At 51.6% G+C, this 19,089-nt stretch carries 25 protein-coding genes, 1 tRNA gene and 1 pseudogene; 22 read left to right on the top strand and 5 right to left on the bottom strand.

The window, feature by feature from the left end; translation table 11 throughout:
- From MKMG_RS06855 to aglJ, 6 genes and pseudogenes are all read left to right on the top strand, one after another.
- Nucleotides 1-275 (top strand): annotated as a pseudogene (locus MKMG_RS06855) (fructose-1,6-bisphosphatase); the annotation flags it as partial.
- Between the two features lie 108 nt (nucleotides 276-383).
- On the top strand, nucleotides 384-620 hold the full coding sequence (locus tag MKMG_RS06850) for an LSM domain-containing protein (RefSeq protein ID WP_165076831.1): 237 nt from the start codon (nucleotides 384-386) through the stop codon (nucleotides 618-620).
- A 14-nt stretch (nucleotides 621-634) separates the two neighbouring features.
- Nucleotides 635-979, top strand: a complete 345-nt coding sequence (locus tag MKMG_RS06845) for an Lrp/AsnC family transcriptional regulator (protein ID WP_165076830.1) — start codon at nucleotides 635-637, stop codon at nucleotides 977-979.
- A gap of 36 nt (nucleotides 980-1,015) precedes the next feature.
- Nucleotides 1,016-1,525, top strand: a complete 510-nt coding sequence (locus tag MKMG_RS06840; protein WP_165076829.1) for a hypothetical protein — start codon at nucleotides 1,016-1,018, stop codon at nucleotides 1,523-1,525.
- A gap of 50 nt (nucleotides 1,526-1,575) precedes the next feature.
- Nucleotides 1,576-1,944, top strand: a complete 369-nt coding sequence (locus tag MKMG_RS06835; RefSeq protein ID WP_165076828.1) for a hypothetical protein — start codon at nucleotides 1,576-1,578, stop codon at nucleotides 1,942-1,944.
- 67 nt (nucleotides 1,945-2,011) lie between these two features.
- Nucleotides 2,012-2,935 carry an S-layer glycoprotein N-glycosyltransferase AglJ gene (gene aglJ / locus MKMG_RS06830; RefSeq protein ID WP_165076827.1) on the top strand — a complete coding sequence of 308 codons (924 nt, stop codon included), beginning with the start codon at nucleotides 2,012-2,014 and terminating at the stop codon, nucleotides 2,933-2,935.
- Here aglJ and MKMG_RS06825 read toward each other — a convergent pair.
- The 5 genes from MKMG_RS06825 to MKMG_RS06805 all read right to left on the bottom strand — a co-directional run bounded on the left by MKMG_RS06825 (nucleotide 2,910) and on the right by MKMG_RS06805 (nucleotide 6,731).
- A complete protein-coding gene (locus tag MKMG_RS06825) occupies nucleotides 2,910-3,446 on the bottom strand; it encodes a class II aldolase/adducin family protein (RefSeq protein WP_165076826.1) in 537 nt (178 codons plus the stop codon). The genes aglJ and MKMG_RS06825 overlap by 26 nt on opposite strands.
- On the bottom strand, nucleotides 3,425-4,048 hold the full coding sequence (locus tag MKMG_RS06820; protein WP_165076824.1) for an endonuclease III domain-containing protein: 624 nt from the start codon (nucleotides 4,046-4,048) through the stop codon (nucleotides 3,425-3,427). The genes MKMG_RS06825 and MKMG_RS06820 overlap by 22 nt, the downstream gene beginning before the upstream one ends.
- Nucleotides 4,049-4,054: 6 nt before the next feature.
- Nucleotides 4,055-4,327: a thioredoxin gene (gene trxA / locus MKMG_RS06815; protein ID WP_165076823.1), complete on the bottom strand. Its 273-nt coding sequence runs from the start codon at nucleotides 4,325-4,327 to the stop codon at nucleotides 4,055-4,057.
- A 65-nt stretch (nucleotides 4,328-4,392) separates the two neighbouring features.
- The gene (locus MKMG_RS06810; protein ID WP_165076821.1) at nucleotides 4,393-5,880 is read right to left on the bottom strand and encodes a preprotein translocase subunit SecD; all 1,488 of its coding nucleotides are present in this window, start codon (nucleotides 5,878-5,880) and stop codon (nucleotides 4,393-4,395) included.
- Nucleotides 5,877-6,731: a protein translocase subunit SecF gene (locus tag MKMG_RS06805; protein WP_165076820.1), complete on the bottom strand. Its 855-nt coding sequence runs from the start codon at nucleotides 6,729-6,731 to the stop codon at nucleotides 5,877-5,879. Before MKMG_RS06805 ends, MKMG_RS06810 begins: the two co-directional genes overlap by 4 nt.
- Before the next feature lie 206 nt (nucleotides 6,732-6,937).
- Here MKMG_RS06805 and MKMG_RS06800 point away from each other — a divergent pair, with 206 nt between their 5' ends.
- The 16 genes from MKMG_RS06800 to MKMG_RS06725 all read left to right on the top strand — a co-directional run bounded on the left by MKMG_RS06800 (nucleotide 6,938) and on the right by MKMG_RS06725 (nucleotide 19,013).
- A complete protein-coding gene (locus MKMG_RS06800) occupies nucleotides 6,938-7,252 on the top strand; it encodes a DUF2551 domain-containing protein (protein WP_165076819.1) in 315 nt (104 codons plus the stop codon).
- Nucleotides 7,253-7,307: 55 nt separating this feature from the next.
- Nucleotides 7,308-7,577 (top strand): hypothetical protein, encoded by a 270-nt coding sequence (locus tag MKMG_RS06795; protein WP_165076817.1) that lies wholly within the window; start codon nucleotides 7,308-7,310, stop codon nucleotides 7,575-7,577.
- An 18-nt stretch (nucleotides 7,578-7,595) separates the two neighbouring features.
- The gene (locus MKMG_RS06790; RefSeq protein WP_165076815.1) at nucleotides 7,596-8,003 is read left to right on the top strand and encodes an archease; all 408 of its coding nucleotides are present in this window, start codon (nucleotides 7,596-7,598) and stop codon (nucleotides 8,001-8,003) included.
- A 22-nt stretch (nucleotides 8,004-8,025) separates the two neighbouring features.
- Nucleotides 8,026-9,459 carry an RtcB family protein gene (locus MKMG_RS06785; protein ID WP_165076813.1) on the top strand — a complete coding sequence of 478 codons (1,434 nt, stop codon included), beginning with the start codon at nucleotides 8,026-8,028 and terminating at the stop codon, nucleotides 9,457-9,459.
- Nucleotides 9,456-10,034 carry a hypothetical protein gene (locus tag MKMG_RS06780; RefSeq protein WP_165076811.1) on the top strand — a complete coding sequence of 193 codons (579 nt, stop codon included), beginning with the start codon at nucleotides 9,456-9,458 and terminating at the stop codon, nucleotides 10,032-10,034. The genes MKMG_RS06785 and MKMG_RS06780 overlap by 4 nt, the downstream gene beginning before the upstream one ends.
- Before the next feature lie 47 nt (nucleotides 10,035-10,081).
- Nucleotides 10,082-10,504 (top strand): DUF2111 domain-containing protein, encoded by a 423-nt coding sequence (locus MKMG_RS06775; RefSeq protein ID WP_165076810.1) that lies wholly within the window; start codon nucleotides 10,082-10,084, stop codon nucleotides 10,502-10,504.
- A gap of 7 nt (nucleotides 10,505-10,511) precedes the next feature.
- The gene (locus MKMG_RS06770) at nucleotides 10,512-11,492 is read left to right on the top strand and encodes a biotin--[acetyl-CoA-carboxylase] ligase (RefSeq protein ID WP_165076808.1); all 981 of its coding nucleotides are present in this window, start codon (nucleotides 10,512-10,514) and stop codon (nucleotides 11,490-11,492) included.
- A 39-nt stretch (nucleotides 11,493-11,531) separates the two neighbouring features.
- Nucleotides 11,532-12,038, top strand: a complete 507-nt coding sequence (locus MKMG_RS06765) for a biotin transporter BioY (RefSeq protein ID WP_165076806.1) — start codon at nucleotides 11,532-11,534, stop codon at nucleotides 12,036-12,038.
- A gap of 1 nt (nucleotide 12,039) precedes the next feature.
- Nucleotides 12,040-12,717 carry an energy-coupling factor ABC transporter ATP-binding protein gene (locus MKMG_RS06760; RefSeq protein WP_165076804.1) on the top strand — a complete coding sequence of 226 codons (678 nt, stop codon included), beginning with the start codon at nucleotides 12,040-12,042 and terminating at the stop codon, nucleotides 12,715-12,717.
- Nucleotides 12,708-13,406: an ATP-binding cassette domain-containing protein gene (locus MKMG_RS06755; protein WP_165076802.1), complete on the top strand. Its 699-nt coding sequence runs from the start codon at nucleotides 12,708-12,710 to the stop codon at nucleotides 13,404-13,406. Before MKMG_RS06760 ends, MKMG_RS06755 begins: the two co-directional genes overlap by 10 nt.
- Nucleotides 13,388-14,029 carry a hypothetical protein gene (locus MKMG_RS06750; RefSeq protein ID WP_165076801.1) on the top strand — a complete coding sequence of 214 codons (642 nt, stop codon included), beginning with the start codon at nucleotides 13,388-13,390 and terminating at the stop codon, nucleotides 14,027-14,029. The genes MKMG_RS06755 and MKMG_RS06750 overlap by 19 nt, the downstream gene beginning before the upstream one ends.
- 61 nt (nucleotides 14,030-14,090) lie before the next feature.
- Entirely contained in the window at nucleotides 14,091-15,830 is a 1,740-nt protein-coding gene (locus MKMG_RS06745) for a pyruvate/oxaloacetate carboxyltransferase (RefSeq protein ID WP_165076799.1), read from the top strand.
- Nucleotides 15,827-17,311, top strand: a complete 1,485-nt coding sequence (locus MKMG_RS06740) for an acetyl-CoA carboxylase biotin carboxylase subunit (RefSeq protein WP_165076797.1) — start codon at nucleotides 15,827-15,829, stop codon at nucleotides 17,309-17,311. Before MKMG_RS06745 ends, MKMG_RS06740 begins: the two co-directional genes overlap by 4 nt.
- 182 nt (nucleotides 17,312-17,493) lie before the next feature.
- Nucleotides 17,494-18,093 carry a plasmid pRiA4b ORF-3 family protein gene (locus MKMG_RS06735; protein ID WP_165076796.1) on the top strand — a complete coding sequence of 200 codons (600 nt, stop codon included), beginning with the start codon at nucleotides 17,494-17,496 and terminating at the stop codon, nucleotides 18,091-18,093.
- A 336-nt stretch (nucleotides 18,094-18,429) separates the two neighbouring features.
- Nucleotides 18,430-18,538 (top strand) — tRNA-Met (locus MKMG_RS06730).
- An 88-nt stretch (nucleotides 18,539-18,626) separates the two neighbouring features.
- A complete protein-coding gene (locus MKMG_RS06725; RefSeq protein WP_165076794.1) occupies nucleotides 18,627-19,013 on the top strand; it encodes a DUF6508 domain-containing protein in 387 nt (128 codons plus the stop codon).
- The last annotated feature ends 76 nt before the right edge of the window (nucleotides 19,014-19,089 follow it).

Raw genomic sequence — 19,089 nt, 5'->3', positions numbered from 1 at the left:
CCTGTTCATTTGTCGCCGATTTCCACCAGATCCTGACATACGGCGGAATCTACTGCTACCCGGCAGCCCGGGGAAAACCCGAAGGAAAACTCCGGCTGGTCTTTGAGGCAAACCCCATCGGTTTCATCGCAAAACAGGCAGGCGGAGCAATCAGTGACGGTACACAGGATCTCCTTACGGTTATGCCAAAAAAACCGGATCACCGCACGCCGATTTACGTGGGAAGCAAAAGTCTCATTGATGCAGCAGATTCCTGCATGAAAGAGGATAGTTAAATACATCTCTCAACAACCACACGCGGCAGGAAGAGATCTCTCCCATCCTGTCACACACATATAGTCCAAAGAAAAGTTTAACTATATTATAACCCCACTTAAATGAAGATGGTAAACAGTATTGTCCTCCCGATCAAGAAAGTATTCGCTCTCGTGGATTCTCAGATTACTGTTGAAATTAAAGACGATCAGCGGATGCTTCATGGGCGGCTTGTTGCAGTGGACGAGCACCTGAATATACAGATGGACCAGACGAGTGAATATACAAACGGCCAGAGAGGAAGGACACTGGGAACTGTTGTTATCAGGGGAAGCAACATTTTGACAATTGCACCAGTCCTTTAGAAAGGCTTAGTAATATGACAGACCTTGCAGAAAAAGCACTCAGAGAAATTCAGTCGCATCCGGAGGGAGTACTCCAGAGTGAACTCTGGAAACTGCTCGAAATCGACAGCAGGAAATGCTCGCGTGTCCTGAAAGGGCTCCTTGACGACGGGAAAGTTGAACGGATTGAATACCGGAGAGAAGGCCAGAGGACCTACCTCCTGAAAGCAAAAAGACCTGCAGTTGACCCGGCGCTTCTGATTGCAGGCGGAGAACTCCTTCCCTGCATCTGCTGTGAAGAAGAGTGCAAAGTGCTTGTCTGCCCCATGCTCCTCGACTGGATGTACCAGCTCGCTCTCGAGGACTACGAAGATAAATAGAAACATTTATCTCCTTATTTTTTCTTTGATCACAGCATGGCCGATGAGAGTGAGCGTGCAGTATCGGAGGTGACAGGACACCTGCTGATGGTGATCATCATGGTAATCGCCGCCATCATTATCCTGCAGTCTGTCCATATGCCTGAACTTGACTGGGAATACACCGAACAATACACCGAACCCCCGGTCATATTCAGCATCACCTCCATCAAGAGTATATCACCGACTTTTGAAAGTCGGATCTTACTGAGAAATATTGTCAAAAAAGATTTTAAGAACAGGGAGCTCTCCGCAAAGATATACCGCAACGGTGAGCTACTCCCCTGCACCATTGAGACACTAAACACCCATGAATTCACTTCTACTGTCCATTACGGAGCAAAATTACTCTGGGGACAGGGTGGGTCCGGTGACCTATGGAACTATAACCAGATGCTGGGAATGGACCTGTCAGACAGGTTCATTCATCCGGGGGACATCATCAGGGTCGACATTATCGAAACAGCAACCGATACCGTGATTTCACGGGATTCCATGGAAGCATAACCTTTCCTCAAAAAAGAGGTTCATATACATTCAGCAACAAAATTTGCGCAATGAAGGTAAACCTCAAACGGTATGGACTCTACCTCGTCAGATGGCAGTTATCCACGCCAATTCTTGCAGGAGTGGGCATCATACTTGCATCGATGGGTGCCCTTATAGCGGCAATTGTGGCAAACCTGATTGGCGGCCTCATGTTCTTCTGGGTTGACCGTTTCATCTTCACATCAGATACTCTGGATGCGCAGTGGGAAGTAAAGGAGAATATCAGCTGTGTTGACTGCGGAAAAGTAACACGGGGATACCGGCTGGTCAGGGCAGAGTCCTATGACCGCTCAGATGATCCGGAACCGGAGTTCAGGTGCGAAGAGTGTTCCATCAGAAAATCAGAGGAACTGAAACACCAGGGACATAACCACTGATCTGTTGCAGATATGCACCGCAGGAACCTTCAAGTCTATAACAGAGTGGAGACAAAATCTATATACAATGGTTATCGACCGCAGTCAGGTCTGTATCTTTATTCCGACCCTTAACGAGGAGCCGACAATCGGAGAACTCATATCCCGGTTCAGGGAACGGGGGTATTCCCATATTTTTGTAATGGACGGGAACAGTAGCGACAGGACTGCAGAGATTGCAGAAAAAGCCGGTGCTGAAGTGATGCTTCAGCAGTCACGCGGCAAGGGAAATGCGATCATCGAGAGCATTGAACACTTCCGGTTTCCGTACATCCTGATGCTGGACGGGGATATGACCTATCTCCCGGAAGATGCGGAACTGATGCTGGAACCCCTCTTTGCGGGGTGTGACCATGTCATCGGAAACCGGCTTGAGTTTCCGGATAAAGATGCACTCTCACGCCTCAATCTCTTTGGCAATAAGGTCATAAATGATCTCTTCCGGATGGCCCATGGCCGCTATCTGGCCGACATCCTCTCCGGATACCGGGCATTCACGCTTGAAAGCATCCGGCAGATGCACCTCAGAGAAGAGGGATTTGGAATCGAGACCGAGATTGCATCCGAGTCCATCCGCAACCAGCAGAAGATACAGGTGGTCCCCGTTCATTATGTGAAACGGCCTGGGACAGCTACAAAACTCCGGCCATTCCATGACGGGGCAAAAATAATATCAACCCTTTACCGCCTTGCAAAACGCAGCAACCCGATGTTTTATTTTGGCATGATCGGCGGTGTCATCAGCATTCTGGGTGCACTGACAGGTATCTATGTCGTATATGAATGGCTGAACGGTATCGAGCACCTGCCGCTCACCATCCTCACGGCCCTTCTCATCATGGGAGGCATTCAGGTCTTTATGTTTGGCATCCTGAGCGACATCATGCTTGCAAACCAGCAGGAGCTCAGGCGCGAAATTCAGAGCATTAAATATCAGAAGCCGCCGCAATAGACAGTATCCGTGCGGCATGCTCGGCAACGGCCGTCAGAATATATGCATCCACGAGCGTTTCTGCCCGCGCAAAGGTTCCATGACCCCGTGCAATGACGAGAGGGGAAGAGACCAGCGCGGCTGCAATATTCTCTGCAAGTGTCTCTGTCCCCGGTTCCCCGTCAACGACCGGAATCTCCGGCAGGAGCATCTTCCCCTCACTGTCAACCGGAACAATGGTGTCACAGGCAAGCGAGAGCGCCACAGCATACGGTGGATGGGCATGGACAATGGCCGCTGCATCTGTTCCCCGGTAGACCTGCAGGTGAACACGGTATTCACTGGATGCACCTGCACCTGCAACACCCTCATCCGAGACAAAGACCAGCCGGGCAGGGGCATCCAGAAACGAACCTGTCGGGGTTATTTCAAATCCGCCTTCCACACGCCGGGAGAGATTCCCGAAGACCGATGTCACCAGTCCTTCCTGGTGGAGCCGGGTACCTATATTCAGAAATTCAGTATCATGCATTCTTCACACCTCTTTTTTACACAGTAATTTTTAGCATATTCAACAAACCAGGCATGGCACTGCCGGTGGGCCCGGTGTTCTTCTGGCAGCAGACTCTGGAAAAGTGCCTGCAGATCAGCACCTCTCCGGGAGATGTTGGCACAGGCACAGATCCGGTGGGTATAGGCATCAATAACAAAGACCGGACGGCTGAATCCGTAACAGAGAATACTATCCGCAGTCTCCGGGCCGACTCCCTTTATCGCAAGAAAAAAGGCACGCAGGCGTGGAGTCGGATACTCCTCCAGGGATTTCATTCCGCCGCAGGAGAGAACCGTGGATGACAGACATTTCAGCCGCTCGCGCTTTATCCGGTAAAATCCGGTAGAGTAAATCGCGTCCTCAATGGCATGGTCAGAGGCCCCTTCTATTCCCCGGAAAGAACAGATGCCAGCTTCGCGCAGACGTTTTAGTGCAGTCTCAACATTATCCCATCGGGTCTGCTGGGTCAAAACGGCACCAATCATCACCTCTTCAGGGTCGCCCGGCCACCACTTAATATCGCCATATAACCCCTTAAAATGGGTTATAATCTGTTCTGCCGTCTCTTCTTCCGGAATCATACCATATTATTCTGTCAGGGGTTCAAGCATACGCCTGAGCGTGTCAGCCGGAGTCACGCCTTCCAGGCGCTCCTTTACCTGCCCGTCCTTCTCGATAACAAGCGTCGGCACAACCATAATCCCATATTTCTGTGCAAGATCGTGGTTGTCGTCCACATCAATCTTCTTTATCTCAACCGCATCCCCCATCATCTCTTTGAGTTTCTCAAGTTCAGGAGTCTGAAGTTTGCATGGTCCGCACCATACTGCGAAAAAATCCATCAATACTGGTTTTGCCATAAAAATACCTCATGCACTTGTGAGGATGAGAGAAATATAAGTATTGTGATGGGTGGCCGCAGATTTCAGCGGTGGTCACCCGGTTTTTTTGAAAGGATTGCCATAATGATCTTGCCATAGGCCGGCCGGGTGATCAACACACCAATCAGCACACCCATAATGGTGATAATGGCAAATCCACGCAGGTTTGCAAGGTCCATCACCGCAAGCGGCAGCATCGCGATGACCGTGGTACACGCCGCCACCATGATAATACCCAGTGCACGGTTAAACCGTTTCATGTAGAGATTCTGTGACGGGACGCGACCCTCATGGATGACCTCATCGGTAATGACCACCAGCTGATCAATACCTGTTCCAAGCACTGCAATAAGACCGGCAATACTTGCAAGGTCCAGCTGCTGCAGATAGACGGCAATACCCAGCAGAATAATTATTTCTGCGATGGTCGTTCCGACCATCGGAAGCACAATTGCCGGTTCACGATACCAGTAGTATACCGTGGCAGCAACAGCCATGAGGGCGAGAATGCCTGCAATAACTGACATTACCTTGAAGTGCTCGCCCAGACTTGCAGAGACTGTACCAGACCCGGCAATCTCTACATCAACAGGAAGTGCACCGGCACGCAGATGAATTTCAAGCTTCTTCGCATCTTCAAGCCCTTCCTCACCGGCACCGGTCGTTGCACGAAGTTCACGGACCGGGGCGGTCTTCAGTTCTGCTGCCAGCTGGGGATTCAGGCTTGCGCTGTAGACGGTCTCATCATCTAAGAACATCATTATCTCATGGGCATCCGGATTACTCGTCGCACCATAGGTATTTGCAGCCTCCCGGAATGCAGCGGCTCCCTCCTGAGTGAGAGTGAAACCGACTCCCCATATGTCACTGCCCGGCGGACTCTGTGTCGGTGTGGAGACACTCTTGATTGAGTCACCGTAGAGCACATGTTCAGTCTCATTTCCGATGGTCTGAATCCGTATCTCAAACTTACCCTGCGCACCAACAATTTCCTGTGCTGTTGCGATATCAACACCAGCAAGCTCAAGCCTGATATACTGGGTCACACCGTTGAGACCGGTAATCGTATTGATGCGTGCGTCCTTTGTCCCGAGATTATTGACCTTATTCTCTAAGATCAGCTTAATCTGGTCGGCAGTATCCTTAGAGACACCGTTTTCATAGGTGACAATGGACCCCCCGTTCTCTGCAAAGACCGGTTCCAGTTCTTCACGGGTAAACGGCGCACGTATCTCCAGCCGGTCTTCTTCAAAGAGGAATACCTCAGCATCCAGCGCCTCTCCGATGCGTGCCGCAAAGACCTCCGGGTTTTCATCTGTATCAAACCGGACAACTTCTGACTGGAATGAAAGCTGAATCCACGAACCGCCTTCAAGGTCAAGTCCGAGCTGAAGGTTTCCGGTCATCCCGTTGGATATACCCGGTGGAATCACATAGATGCTCACAACCGAGAATACCACCAGGAGGAGCATTACAGCAACACGCCAGTCTTTCAGTGTTTTGAGAAGACCACCGTCATTATCATCACTCATCTTTTGTCACCTCCTGCATACCCGGTTAAAATTCCTGCATTCAGCATCCAGGTATTCATCAGGTCAACGAACAGACCGAGTAAAAGGACGGCTGAAATCTCACGGATAATATCAATCTGCCCAATCCATGAGACAACGAACATAAGGGCAATCGCACTGATGGTTGTGGATGTCATGGTAAACCCGGTACGAAATGCACCCTGCATCTTCTCGGAAAACTTTCCTTTCCGTTTCAGGATACGGGTCGTCAGCAGAATGTCACTGTCTACCGAGTAACCGATAAGCATCAGAAGGGCAGCAGTCGTGCCAAGCGTGAGTGTAATGCCGACTATGTCCATGAGTGCCGCTGTGATGACAATATCAGAGAATGCCGAGATTACAACAGCAATGGATGGAACAAAGTTTTTAAAGACAATGAATACGACGATGGCCATCCCGATAAACGAGAAGAGGAGCGCCCAGAGTGCCTGTGCCTGCAGGGTCTTTCCAAACGTCTCTCCAATCTGATCAACCTTTGCATCAGGATAATGTTCATTGATCACTTTAGACAGGGAGAGAAATGCATCATCCGGCATATACTCAAAGACCACATAATATCCTCCGTTTACCCCTTCCCCCACACTTTTAAGGGGGTATTCAGAGAAGTATCCCTCAACAACTGCCTGAGAATCTGCTGTCGGCGGTATCGTCACAGCAACACCTCCTGCAAAATCAATTCCCGGGTCAACAGGCATACCTGTCGTGAGGGTGTTGAACCCAAGGAAAAGAAGTGAGATTATCAGTAATGCGATCGGCAGGGCAACCAGCTGCCTGACCGTATATCTACTGATATCATAGGCTGGAAATTTCATACAGAGAAATATTGGGAAATAAAGAGATTAAATATGATGCTTCACGTAGCTGAAGTCAACCGGATTTCCCATCTTTTGTTGATATGATAAGAAGGATGACGCAGATTTCGGGGATAATTTTTGTTAAACTCCGTTACAAAGAATTGATCATGATTAATCACTATCAATTCGATAAAATTAAATACCATTCGTTCAAAAGAGCGTGTATGCGATCTGCGGCCGATCTGAAGCATGAGATAGAACGCCGTTTAAAAGGCTACCTTAAACGGGACACATCGGGTATTCGGCATGAACTCCTGAGTCTCTTTATAAAATCCAGATCCGTTACCATCCCGGAGGCATTTGAACAGCTGAAAACAAAATTTACTGTCAGTCTCCAGTCCGTTGCGTCAATGATTGGGACTGTTGCGTCACGAATCGGAATTCTCAGTGTGCAGAAGATAAATGACAATTCCACCAGTGTCTATACACTCAGGGACAAGTATACTGACATGGTCAGCACACTGATACTGGCAGTATGACCTTGCTGCCTCAACAAAACCTATTTTTACCCGGATATTCAACCAGTTAAGATATATGGAAAATTTTGATGACAATTGCGCCGCCGGGCACGACATTGTTGTCTCTGATGACGTTAAATCCTATATTCTTCAGAGAAATATTGATTTCAGGGTATGTACATCCTGCGGAGGACCGGTGCTCCTGTCCACCACCGTAAAACCCCCGAAACCATCAGATTATGAGATATATATCGGAGACAACATTATTTACGTCTCCATATACCAGGCCAGGTACCTTGACAGAATTGATATGGATATGATTCCTGCATACTGTGATTATCTCTAAGACCTCAGGGAAACAACAATGCCATTTTCAGAACGCGAACACACGGCTGATGTCCTGATGCATGTCTGCGGTGCAACCAGGACAGAACTCTTTGAAGAAGCAGCACACGCTCTTTTTTCTGTGATGTTTCCTTCCTGCGTAAAAGAAGAGGTCACGATTCATTTTACTCTTCACGAAGAGGACGGGGAACGCCTGCTTCATGAATTCCTATCAGAAATCCTTTTTTACGCTGAGGTTGAATGTGTGGCACTCTGCCGGGCGGAAGTTACATTCACTTCCTCAGGCCTTTCAGCAGAGCTCTTCGGGGAACCCTTCCGCAGGGAGGCGCATGCGGGGGGAACCGAAGTGAAGGGAATCTCCCTCTCAGGAATGGAGATAATGAGGACTGACGAAGGATGGTCTACGTTGGTTCTCTTTGATGTATAAAAAGAGGAAAGAGTGGCAGAAAATGATGGAAAATATTATACAGAGGGGAGAATACGAATGGGAGCTTCCCATTGGTAGCGTTCCGGACATGCGGGTACCAGGCCGGTTTTATCTCTCACAACAGCTGATGGGAACCCTGGAGGAAGGAGCATTGCGGCAGCTTGCAAATATCGCGACACTGCCTGGCATCTGCAGACATTCCCTTGCAATGCCCGATATCCACTGGGGCTACGGGTTTCCCATCGGGGGCGTGGGAGCCTTCACCATGGACGAGGGAATCATCTCGCCCGGAGGGGTCGGATTTGATATTAACTGCGGCGTGCGCCTTATAGCAACCCCACTGCATCGCAGTGACCTGAATCAGATAAAATCAGTGCTGCAGGAACTCTATAAAACCGTGCCAACGGGTATCGGGACGAAAAGCTGCATCACCGCATCAGACCGTGACCTCAACAGAATCATGACAGAAGGTGCCGGATGGGCTGTCGACGAAGGCTATGGCACAGACCACGACCTTCTCTGGTGCGAGGAGCAGGGCCACATCGAGGGGGCCGACATATCACATGTCAGCCAGAAGGCGCGCAAACGCGGCAGGCCACAGTGCGGCACACTTGGTTCAGGCAACCACTTCCTTGAGATCCAGTGTGTGGAGGAGATCTTTGATCCGGAGGCGGCCCGGGCATTCGGCATCGAGGCAGGGCAGATATGCATCATGATTCATTGCGGGTCGCGGGGGCTGGGTCATCAGATATGCACCGACCACCTGAAGACTTTGGAGGATGCGTCAAAGAAATACCACATCCCTCTTGCAGACAAACAGCTCGCCTGTGCGCCTCTGACCAGTCCCGAAGGAGAGGCGTATCTTTCGGCAATGGCATGCGCTGCAAACTATGCATGGGCCAACCGCCAGGTGATCACTTATCTGACACGGCAGGTGTTCTCCCGGGCATTTTCCCTGTCGGCTGAGGAGATGCCGCTGGTCTATGATGTAACCCATAATGTCGCAAAGATTGAGGAGCACATGGTGGACGGGAAGCGCACGACGCTCTGTGTGCACCGGAAGGGGGCGACCCGGGCATTCGGGCCGGGCACCCATGACCTGCCACCGGGCTGCAATACGATTGGTCAGCCGGTCATTATTCCCGGAAGCATGGGGAGTTCATCGTATCTCCTGAAAGGAACAGAGGGTGCAATGGAGAAGACATTCGGCAGCACCTGCCATGGCGCGGGCCGGGTCCTTTCACGGTCACAGGCAAAGAAACTGGCCACAGGCGAGAGTGTTCAGGAGTCCCTTGGGAGGCGCGGCATCACGGTTCTCGCACCGTCTGCCGGATCCATTGCAGAAGAAGCTCCTGATGCCTACAAACCGTCAGGCGAGGTGGTAAGAGTTGTCCATGAAGCAGGCATATCAGCAAAGGTTGCGCGCCTCAATCCCATCGGAGTGATCAAAGGATGATACAGAAAACAGGACTGGCATGGGAATGTTCCGTGCCATTTATCAGGTACATCGAAGACACCGGCATCAGCTGTGAACTGATCACACCGCAGATGATGGGGGCACCGTATTACCGGGGAAGACTGGTATCCCTCATCATCCCGACCGGGTTCGGGAATACAGCTTATTCCGGTCTCCTCCCGGCACTCAGGGCATCATCCGGGAGAATAAACAAATTCCTGAAAAAGGGCGGCCGTGTCATTGTCTTCGGTGCAATGTCGCCGGAAACGGATCGCTATGACTGGCTTCCGGTCCCGGTTACGTATGTGAGCGAATACTTCAGCAGCCCGGTGCATGTTGACGGGGCAGGCCCCCTGACAACCATTCTTGAAGATTTTGATGCCAGTGAAGTCGACTGTGACGGCTACATCAAAAACCCCGAAGGTGATGTCTTAGCACAGACCGATGACGGGAAGGCCATCATGGTCTCCTACCCCGTGGGAGAGGGGACAGTCGTTGTAGCAACCATACATGAATATCCCTCACGCGGGTTTTTGCGCCATTTTTGCACCTGTGAAAGCGAAACCTTATTTTAACATTCTGTCATTCTATCTTTTTGGTACAGAACCTTCAGGTGTTTTCCATGAGTGGCTATATTATCTCCGCAGATTCAGATGCAGGCGACCTTGTCGGGGTTGCCCTTGCAATCCATGAAATCATTAACCGCCTGCCCGTGACCGCACGGTCCCTGAACAATCCCGGAGTGAGAGTTGAGGAGGGCGTGGTGATTGATGATGCATATACCGGGCCGGTTCTTGAACTGGCAATGAGAAAGAATCACCTAATAAAAACAATTCCGAAGACCGGGGTGTATGCAAACGTACCGGTTGTTGTTGCCCCGGTCCATAATAGCGACGGGGAGGTGATCGCTGCCATCGGGCTGGTGGACATCACCGGCATCTTTGACCTTGCGACCCTTATGGAACACCAGTCGACAATTCTCAAACAGGTCTGCGGCAAAGACCCCTGCCCCCTTCCCACTGAAGCCGTAGCCGCAAAGAAGTGATGACATTATGAATACGACCGCAAACCAGATACTCAGCATTCTTGAAGAATCCGGAGAAGCCATCTCCGGTGAAGAGATCAGTAAAAAGACAGGTGTGACACGGTCAGCAGTCTGGAAAAATATCAAAGAACTGCGTGAACTGGGGTATGAAATAGATGCATCCCGGCCTGCAGGGTATCGCCTGGACAGGCGCACAGACAGGCTCGTCCCATACGAAATAAAGCGGCACCTGAAGACAGATTTCATTGGACGGAGAATTGAGTATTACTCATCTGTTCCTTCCACCATCCTGATTGCAAAGGAACTCTGTGCAAAGACATCTGCTGCGGAACTGAACGGGACAGTGATCGTCGCAGAGGAGCAGTCGGGTGGCGTTGGTCGTCTCGGACGTCGCTGGGTCTCCCCTCCCGGAGGTATCTGGACGACCATCATCCTGAAACCGGAGATTCCTATCGACCATGTCTTTATGGTGACGATGGCCTGTTCTATCGCGCTTGTCCGGACCATCCGGAAACTCTACCAGATAGGCGCCCTCATCAAGTGGCCCAATGACATCTACATCGGTGACCGGAAAGTGGCGGGGATACTGCTTGAAATATCAGCGGAAGCAGAGGACGTCAAACACTGCATTCTGGGGATAGGCATCGACGCAAACCTTCCGCCACAGTCCCTTCCGGGGGATCTGGCGACACCCATCACATCGCTCCAGACAGAATACGGCGAGCCCATTGACCGGGCAGCATTCCTTGCATACCTGCTGCGTGAGTTTGAACGGCGGTTACGGCTGATTGAAGCGGGGGAATATGATTCCATTGTGCGCGAATGGAAGAGCCTCTCACTGACACTTGACAAACGGGTGAAGATCAAAACCCCCCGCAAATCCTTTGAAGGTATGGCAATTGACATCGACGAATATGGTGCCCTGATTGTACGGCGCGATAATGGCAAGGTTGAGCGGATATTCTCCGGGGACTGCAGCCCGGCCTGAATCTTTTTCTTGTCAACCAGTGAATAATACATAGTTGACATGTACGGTGACGAAAAACTAAGTTATCAGGTATCCCTGACGGCGGCATTTGTAGCCCTGATCGCCGTGGGCGGCTGGGTATCCCTGCCCATCCCTCCGATACCCGTTACCCTGCAGACATTTTTTGTTCTGTTAGCGGCAGTTGTGATGGGACGGTATGCCCTCCTGCCTGTTGTTGTATACCTGCTCCTGGGAATGCTGAATATGCCGGTATTTCACAATGGCCTTGCGGGAATCGGTGTGCTCATGGGTCCGACCGGTGGCTACCTGATTGGATTTATCCCCGCAGTCCTTGTGGCAGGCCTTGCCTATGAACAGGAGAACAGAATAATCCGTGCCGGGGGAATTGCTGCAGCCACACTCATCATCTACCTCTTTGGCATCACATGGATGTCATACTCAACAGGCATGGCGCTGGCACAGGCGGTGCTGCTTGGTGTGGTGCCATTCATTGCAGGAGATGCACTTAAGGGGATTGCCGCGTTTATTATCGGAGAACGCATCTGATATGATTCATGCACAAAACCTGCACCACCGGTCGCTGGAGATTAAATCCCTCCATATTGAACCGGGACATACTGCCATCATCGGCAAAAACGGCAGCGGAAAGACCACATTCCTGAAACTCTGTGCAGGCATTGAACTCCCGCACCATGGGACTCTTACCATATCCGGCAGAGAGCCGCGTGCGGTGCATACCGGATGGGTCGGCGAAGTTCCTGACAATAACCTCGTATTCCGGACCGTCGCTGACGAAGTGGCATCCGGCCTCCGGTTCCAAAGAACTCCGGCAGACGCCATCGGACCGGCTGTCAGTGCGGTGCTCTCGGAGATGGAAATCCTGCACCTCTGCTCCCGCACCAGCCACACCCTATCCGGCGGAGAGACGGTCATGGTTGCCTGTGCCGCAGCCCTTGCCCTCTCTCCTGAATTACTCATCCTTGATGAGACAGATACCCACCTGGACCGGAACGCAGCAGGCAAACTGGAAACCATCATACGCAGGCGGCCGGCACCCTGCATTCTCCAGTGCACACAGGACATGGATACCGCGGCCCGTGCTGACCGGGTGGTATACTTTGCCGGCGGCCGTCCCCTGTACGTCGGCACCCCTGACGAGGTCTTTTCCCACCTCTCCGAGACAGAGATGTACCCGTCGTTATGGAGAATTGCGGGATGCATCTGAAAGCAGAGCAGCTCTCCCTTTCGCACGGGGAGTGGACACTCTCTGCCGACGGAGTCTTTGGGCAGGGTGTGCACCTGGTCACCGGACCGGTGGGAAGCGGGAAGACAACGCTTGCATCTGCCCTTGCCGGCATATTTGAACCTGCATCCGGACGAATCACCCACGAAGGCATATCACGCCTCAGCCTCTCCATGCAGTTTCCTGAGTATCATGTAACGGGATTCCTCGTCAAAGACGAGATCAGGTCATGGCATCTGCCGGTCACAGAGACGCTCCAAAAGACAGGCCTTACCGGCAGGCAGGACAGAAAGACACTCACCCTGTCACGGGGAGAACTTAAGCGTCTGCACCTGACCTGCCTCCTCGGGTCACCATGGGATGCGGTGATACTGGACGAACCCTTTGCAGGACTCGACTGCATGGAGAAGAGACGGGTCTGCACCGCAATCGAAGAAAAGACACACCCGATCACGATTATCTTCACGCATGAACAGGCAGTCCTTCCGGCAGCAGACGTCATCTGGGAGATAGAGGGGAATGCACTTGTCTGCCGGGGGAGAGTCCCGGAAGCGATCCCTGCATGGAAGGGAGCACCGCAGTATCTCACCCGTGCCCTTGAAGAGGGAGCACGCCCGGAGAATATCAGGTTACAGGATGCAACGGAGGCCTTATGCAGGATGCACGCCTGAGAATCGGGGCAACCCTCCTCCTCTCATGTGCTGCCTTCAGTTCAGTCTTCGGTGCTGTGCTGGCGGCGCTCTGGTGGGTGGTCGTGGCACGCAATGAACGCAACCTCCCGGGGAGATATGCCGCGGCAGTTATTTTCGGTGCCATCATTCTTGTCGCAGGGTTCACCGAAGCATTCGGCGGTGACGGCATATCATATGGATTCAGGATGACGGTCATCACCCTCATTGCATTCTGGGCATTCGGGCGCGGACGGGAGGGAGACTTGATGAACACCGCAGTCTGGGCCTTCGGTGACCGCATCGGGTTTGACCTCGGGCTGACCGCAGAGATGGCCATCTCCTCTCTCAGGCGTATAGAAAAAGACATCCGCGACATCAGAAATGCCCTGAAGCTGAAAGGGAGCAGAGGACCGGTTTATGACCTGATACCCCTTGGCTTCACCCTCACGATCATGCAAATTCACCGGGCACGGGAACAGGGGCTTGTACTTGCGACACGGGGATACCAGGGGGGAGGGACATTCTCTCCCTCATTTCAACGTTCCAAAACAGACTGTTTCGCCTTTTTCAGTTCAATCCTCATTATTGCCGCCGTTTTCGTATCATTCGTTGGGTATTTATAGATTTAAACTCAAGTTAATAAAGGCTCGACAATATCAATATCCAGCCTCATAGAGGAGTTTTATGACTACTGCTAATCCTGTAAAAATTACTGACACGACCCTCAGGGATGCACACCAGTCTTTGATTGCAACCCGCCTCAAAACAGAGGACATGACAGAACTGGCGCATGCCATGGATTCCGTCGGATTCTTCTCTGTGGAAGCCTGGGGGGGGGCAACATTTGACAGCGCGATACGGTTCTTAAACGATGACCCGTGGCAGCGCCTGCGCACCTTAAAGGAAGGACTTCCGAATACGCCGATACAGATGCTCCTGCGTGGACAGAATCTTGTCGGATACCGACACTATCCGGACGATGTAGTGGAGAAGTTCGTGGAGGCCGCCGGCAGAAATGGCGTCGATATCTTCCGGATTTTTGACGCACTCAATGATATCCGCAATATGGAAAAATCGATGGAAGCGGTGAAAAATATCGGTGCACACCTCCAGGGCACAATATCATATACCACCAGCCCGGTGCACTCCACCGAGGGTTTCATTGAACTGGCACAGGACCTCTATGCACGCGAGTGCGACTCCATCTGCATCAAGGACATGGCAGGCCTCATTATGCCGGAAGAAACACGCAGGCTGATCACCGGGATTAAACGGGAGATTGACATCCCGGTAGATCTCCACAGCCATTCAACAAGCGGCATATCACCGATGAGTTATCAGGCCGCAATTGAAGCAGGTGTTGATATCCTGGATACCGCGATGTCCCCGTTTTCGATGGGCACGTCACAACCCCCGACCGAGAGTATTGTGGCAAGCCTCGCAGGAACAGCGCGTGACACCGGCATTGACCTGATGAAACTCCGGCCGGTAAGAGACATCTGCCTCTCTATCCGGAACAAATACGAGACACTGGTGAACCCGATATCAGAACGGGTTGACAGCGATGTGCTCATCTACCAGCTGCCGGGCGGCATGATATCAAACCTGGTCTCACAGCTCAAGGAACAGGATGCGCTTGACCGGATTGAAGAAGTCCACAGGGAGATTCCGCGGGTACGGGAAGACCTCGGGTATCCGCCGCTTGTCACACCCACCAGCCAGATTGTAGGGACCCAGGCGGTTCTCAATGTCCTGATGGGCGGGGAACGCTACTCGAATGTGACCAAGGAAGTCAAGGATTATGTGCTTGGCCTCTATGGAAAACCACCGGGCACCATATCAGCTGAGATTCGTGCACGTATCATCGGCGATGAAGAACCGTTCACCGGAAGGCCCGGGGACCTCCTTGAACCTGCCTATGAGAGAATGGCAGCAGAGGCCAGAGAAGAGGGCATTGTTACAAAGGATGAGGATATTCTCACCTATATTCTCTATCCGGCGATTGCACCGTCGTTTTTGCGTGGCGAACGTGACGCAGAAATAATACCGCGAAAAGTGGATGCCGGGGCTGCACAGGCAGGTGTGATTCCCACGTCAATGGACGTCGAGGTGGACGGTGAAATTTTCGCCGTCCGTATTATCTCGGTAGATGGCGGCGAGGTCAGGGATGCTGCATCCACCGGAGCAAAACAGATCCCCCGGACTGCAATCAAAGGAGGGCTCACATCAAATATCCAGGGCATGGTCCTGAAAGTAGAGACCAGAATCGGCGCTGAGGTAAAAAAAGGAGAGACCCTTGTCGTCCTTGAGGCAATGAAGATGGAGAACCCCATCGTCTCAACGACAGATGGAAAGGTCACCAGCATCTATGTGGATGTTGGTGACGCGGTCCAGAACGGAGATGTTCTGCTGGTGATTGAATGACATATTTCGAGAGAGTGCTCGTTGCAAACCGTGGAGAGATTGCAATCCGCGTGATGCGTGCCTGCCGTGAGATGGGGATTGAGACGGTTGCCATCTATTCAGAACCGGACAAACATTCCCTCCATGTCAAGTATGCCGATGAATCGTTTCTCGTCGGAGAGGCACACCCGTCAAAGAGTTACCTGAATCAGGAGCGCATCGTCGATATCGCAAAGAAGAGCGGTGCTGAGGCAATTCATCCCGGATACGGGTTCCTTGCGGAAAACAGCGGATTTGCCCACCGGTGTGAGGAGGAGGACCTGACGTTTATCGGCCCGTCCTGGCGCTCCATCGAGGCAATGGGATCTAAACTGGGTTCCAAGCACATGATGGAGGAGGTAGGAGTCCCGGTGCTGCCCTATACCCCGGACGGGATCACCACCCTTGACGATGCAAAGAAAATTTCTGCCAATATCGGCTACCCGGTGATTGTCAAGGCGTCAGCGGGGGGTGGTGGTATCGGCATGCAGATTGTGGAGAACGAGGCAGGCCTTGAGGAAGCAATCGAGAAGGGTATGCGTATCGCAGCGTCTGCATTCGGGGACTCCACGGTCTTTATCGAGAAGTACCTGGTCAAGCCGCGTCACATCGAGTTTCAGGTGCTTGCAGACCAGTCCGGCAATCAGGTTCACCTCTTTGACCGTGAATGTTCCATCCAGCGGCGCCACCAGAAACTGGTGGAGGAAGCACCCTGCCCCATCATGACAGATGAGCTCCGTGAACGGATGGCAGAATCAGCCCTGAAGGTGACGAAAGCCACAGGCTACTATAATGCAGGTACGGTGGAGTTCCTCTACGCAGACGGCGACTATTACTTCATGGAGATGAACACCCGCCTGCAGGTCGAACACACGGTCACCGAGATGGTGACAGGCGTTGATCTGGTACGCCAGCAGATTGCCATCGCTGCAGGTGAAGAGCTTCCTTTTGAACAGGATGATGTGAAACTGAACGGTCATGCGATCGAGTGCCGGATCAATGCGGAGGACCCCCTGAATAACTTCCAGGCAGACCCGGGCAAGATTGTGCGCTACCGCTCTCCGGGAGGACCCGGTATCCGGGTGGATTCCGGCATTCATATGGGCTACTCGATTCCGCCGATGTATGACTCGATGATATCAAAACTCTGCGGATGGGGAAGTACGAGAAAAGAATCCATCGAGCGTATGCGGCGGGCGATCTTTGAGTATGTCATTCTCGGGGTGCAGACCACTCTGCCGCTTCACCATGCCATCATGAATAACCGCCACTTCATCGCGGGAAATACGCACACACATTTTCTGCAGGAAGAGCATATGAAGGAAAATCTCAGCCGCTACCTCCGGGAAGAAGAGACCCGCATGCAGACCCTTGCAGACTCACTGCGCCACGGCAAGGAAGCGGCGGCAATATCTGCTGCAGTCAGTGTGTATATATCACAGACCCGGAACAGGGCAGAGTAATTCTGCCGGGTTATTCCTCATTCTCTCTTTCTTTGACTCTTCTCCATCTGTAACTGATCAGGCCCTCCCCCCCAGTCAGTCAGGGGCCCGGTGGGCATGGCTTTTTCCCGGAGCAATAGAGGGTCACATTCCGTACAGAACAGATATATCAGTTTCCGGAAAAAAATATCATGTGATGCACTATGATAAAACACTACAGCCAAGTCTATCAGTTTAAAATTACTCTGAAAGAGATCTCTCCGAGAATCTGGCGGAGAATCCAGGTTCCGGAAACGTATACGTTCTGGGATCTCAGTATTGCCATCCAGAGTGCAATGGACTGGGGTGGACATCACCTCCACGAATTCCGGATCTTCAACCAAAAGACCGGAGTAGCCGATGACATCGGGTTCCCTGATGAAGAGTATGACAGAGACGTACTAAGCGGATGGGATACAAAAATAGCAGCATATTTTTCGATGGATAATAAAAGGGCCGATTATCTGTATGATTTTGGGGATTACTGGGAACATCAGATCCTGCTGGAAAAAATTCTGCCAAAAGAACCTGACGGGACATATCCCTGCTGTATTGCAGGAAAAAAAAATTCTCCACCTGATGATGTAGGATCAACTCAGGGATACGAAGAGTTTGTTGAAATTATGAACAATCCTGATCACGAGGAACATGAAGAGATGGCGGAATGGTATGGGGATGACTACTATGACCCTGAGGAATTTGATTGTACAGAGGTCGTCTTCCTAAACCCTGACAATATGTTACGTCTGATGCTGCGGGAATGATATTCTACAGTCTCCGGGTGCAGAAAGGAGATAATCGGGTTTGCAGAGAGCATATCCGGCCATCTCAAATCCATGATTAGCTTAGGTTCTGGTTAGTCATCATCCGGATTAGCGCTTATCTGTCAGGATGAGATTGTGAACTCCCGCCTGCATAAGAGAGGAGGAATTCGCGGAGAAAACAGACAGGAAGCCCACGACTTCAGTCGTGGGTAGTTGACAAACAGGAGGCAAAAGGGCATTTCAGAAGAACAAGCCCTCCGGCGATACGAATCAATATCAGAAGATTTAATACGACACGCGACGTCCTTATTGTGCACATTGTGTGCGTAATTACATGCTGTCGTGGCCTAGTTGGTTAGGGCGCCAGACTCATAGGGTTTGAGCAATTTCGGAGCGCTTTATCTGAGACATCTGGAGGTCGTGGGTTCGGATCCCATCGACAGCATACATTTTTACGGATCTTTTGTCTTCACATTTCTGCTTGAGAGGGAACTTTCAATCCATTTATCACTGGTCAGTACACACATTTCTGAATGCACCGTGAATCAGAGACACCCGGCCCTGAGAATTTTGAGGCAGTGCTTGCCTACCGGGAGCTTTTAGACGGGGCAGCAATCCTGAAAAGTCATGAGGAAGAGGTTCAGGAAACCGGAACCTGCCCGTCGGTGAACGAATTTGTACGGATGCTCTATGACAATAACTGGCTCATCAACACACGCTGGCAGGGCTGGACGGATGAGGTGACCGGGTATTTTGATAAGCCGTCCCGTCTTTGCGTTGCAGAGACTGAGACCATCCGCCGTATTCTCACGGTTCATGTCCGCATCGACCGGCTGATGCCGGGAGAGATTACTGATATTATTAAAGGCGGGTATATGCTCTCTGTTGTGAACCGGATTGCTGAGATATATGAGGCCTGAAGAGTTTTTTTGTCACTGGTAAATTTGAATTCGGCCCCCCCCTGCATAGGATACCGTAATTTTTCCGCCAAGTGCA

Source organism: Methanogenium sp. MK-MG, from assembly GCF_009914725.1.
Taxonomy (GTDB): domain Archaea; phylum Halobacteriota; class Methanomicrobia; order Methanomicrobiales; family Methanomicrobiaceae; genus Methanogenium.
The sequence above is the reverse complement of the archived record's forward strand: the minus strand, read 5'-3'. Positions and strand labels throughout refer to the sequence as shown.

Bases quoted from the DNA above. Each gene is read 5' to 3' on its own strand.
- MKMG_RS06850 (WP_165076831.1), top strand. From the start codon at position 384: ATGGTAAACAGTATTGTCCTCCCGATCAAGAAAGTATTCGCTCTCGTG.
- MKMG_RS06845 (WP_165076830.1), top strand. From the start codon at position 635: ATGACAGACCTTGCAGAAAAAGCACTCAGAGAAATTCAGTCGCATCCG.
- MKMG_RS06840 (WP_165076829.1), top strand. From the start codon at position 1,016: ATGGCCGATGAGAGTGAGCGTGCAGTATCGGAGGTGACAGGACACCTG.
- MKMG_RS06835 (WP_165076828.1), top strand. From the start codon at position 1,576: ATGAAGGTAAACCTCAAACGGTATGGACTCTACCTCGTCAGATGGCAG.
- aglJ (WP_165076827.1), top strand. From the start codon at position 2,012: ATGGTTATCGACCGCAGTCAGGTCTGTATCTTTATTCCGACCCTTAAC.
- MKMG_RS06825 (WP_165076826.1), bottom strand. From the start codon at position 3,446: ATGCATGATACTGAATTTCTGAATATAGGTACCCGGCTCCACCAGGAA.
- MKMG_RS06820 (WP_165076824.1), bottom strand. From the start codon at position 4,048: ATGATTCCGGAAGAAGAGACGGCAGAACAGATTATAACCCATTTTAAG.
- trxA (WP_165076823.1), bottom strand. From the start codon at position 4,327: ATGGCAAAACCAGTATTGATGGATTTTTTCGCAGTATGGTGCGGACCA.
- MKMG_RS06810 (WP_165076821.1), bottom strand. From the start codon at position 5,880: ATGAGTGATGATAATGACGGTGGTCTTCTCAAAACACTGAAAGACTGG.
- MKMG_RS06805 (WP_165076820.1), bottom strand. From the start codon at position 6,731: ATGAAATTTCCAGCCTATGATATCAGTAGATATACGGTCAGGCAGCTG.
- MKMG_RS06800 (WP_165076819.1), top strand. From the start codon at position 6,938: ATGCGATCTGCGGCCGATCTGAAGCATGAGATAGAACGCCGTTTAAAA.
- MKMG_RS06795 (WP_165076817.1), top strand. From the start codon at position 7,308: ATGGAAAATTTTGATGACAATTGCGCCGCCGGGCACGACATTGTTGTC.
- MKMG_RS06790 (WP_165076815.1), top strand. From the start codon at position 7,596: ATGCCATTTTCAGAACGCGAACACACGGCTGATGTCCTGATGCATGTC.
- MKMG_RS06785 (WP_165076813.1), top strand. From the start codon at position 8,026: ATGATGGAAAATATTATACAGAGGGGAGAATACGAATGGGAGCTTCCC.
- MKMG_RS06780 (WP_165076811.1), top strand. From the start codon at position 9,456: ATGATACAGAAAACAGGACTGGCATGGGAATGTTCCGTGCCATTTATC.
- MKMG_RS06775 (WP_165076810.1), top strand. From the start codon at position 10,082: ATGAGTGGCTATATTATCTCCGCAGATTCAGATGCAGGCGACCTTGTC.
- MKMG_RS06770 (WP_165076808.1), top strand. From the start codon at position 10,512: ATGAATACGACCGCAAACCAGATACTCAGCATTCTTGAAGAATCCGGA.
- MKMG_RS06765 (WP_165076806.1), top strand. From the start codon at position 11,532: ATGTACGGTGACGAAAAACTAAGTTATCAGGTATCCCTGACGGCGGCA.
- MKMG_RS06760 (WP_165076804.1), top strand. From the start codon at position 12,040: ATGATTCATGCACAAAACCTGCACCACCGGTCGCTGGAGATTAAATCC.
- MKMG_RS06755 (WP_165076802.1), top strand. From the start codon at position 12,708: ATGCATCTGAAAGCAGAGCAGCTCTCCCTTTCGCACGGGGAGTGGACA.
- MKMG_RS06750 (WP_165076801.1), top strand. From the start codon at position 13,388: ATGCAGGATGCACGCCTGAGAATCGGGGCAACCCTCCTCCTCTCATGT.
- MKMG_RS06745 (WP_165076799.1), top strand. From the start codon at position 14,091: ATGACTACTGCTAATCCTGTAAAAATTACTGACACGACCCTCAGGGAT.
- MKMG_RS06740 (WP_165076797.1), top strand. From the start codon at position 15,827: ATGACATATTTCGAGAGAGTGCTCGTTGCAAACCGTGGAGAGATTGCA.
- MKMG_RS06735 (WP_165076796.1), top strand. From the start codon at position 17,494: ATGATAAAACACTACAGCCAAGTCTATCAGTTTAAAATTACTCTGAAA.
- MKMG_RS06725 (WP_165076794.1), top strand. From the start codon at position 18,627: ATGCACCGTGAATCAGAGACACCCGGCCCTGAGAATTTTGAGGCAGTG.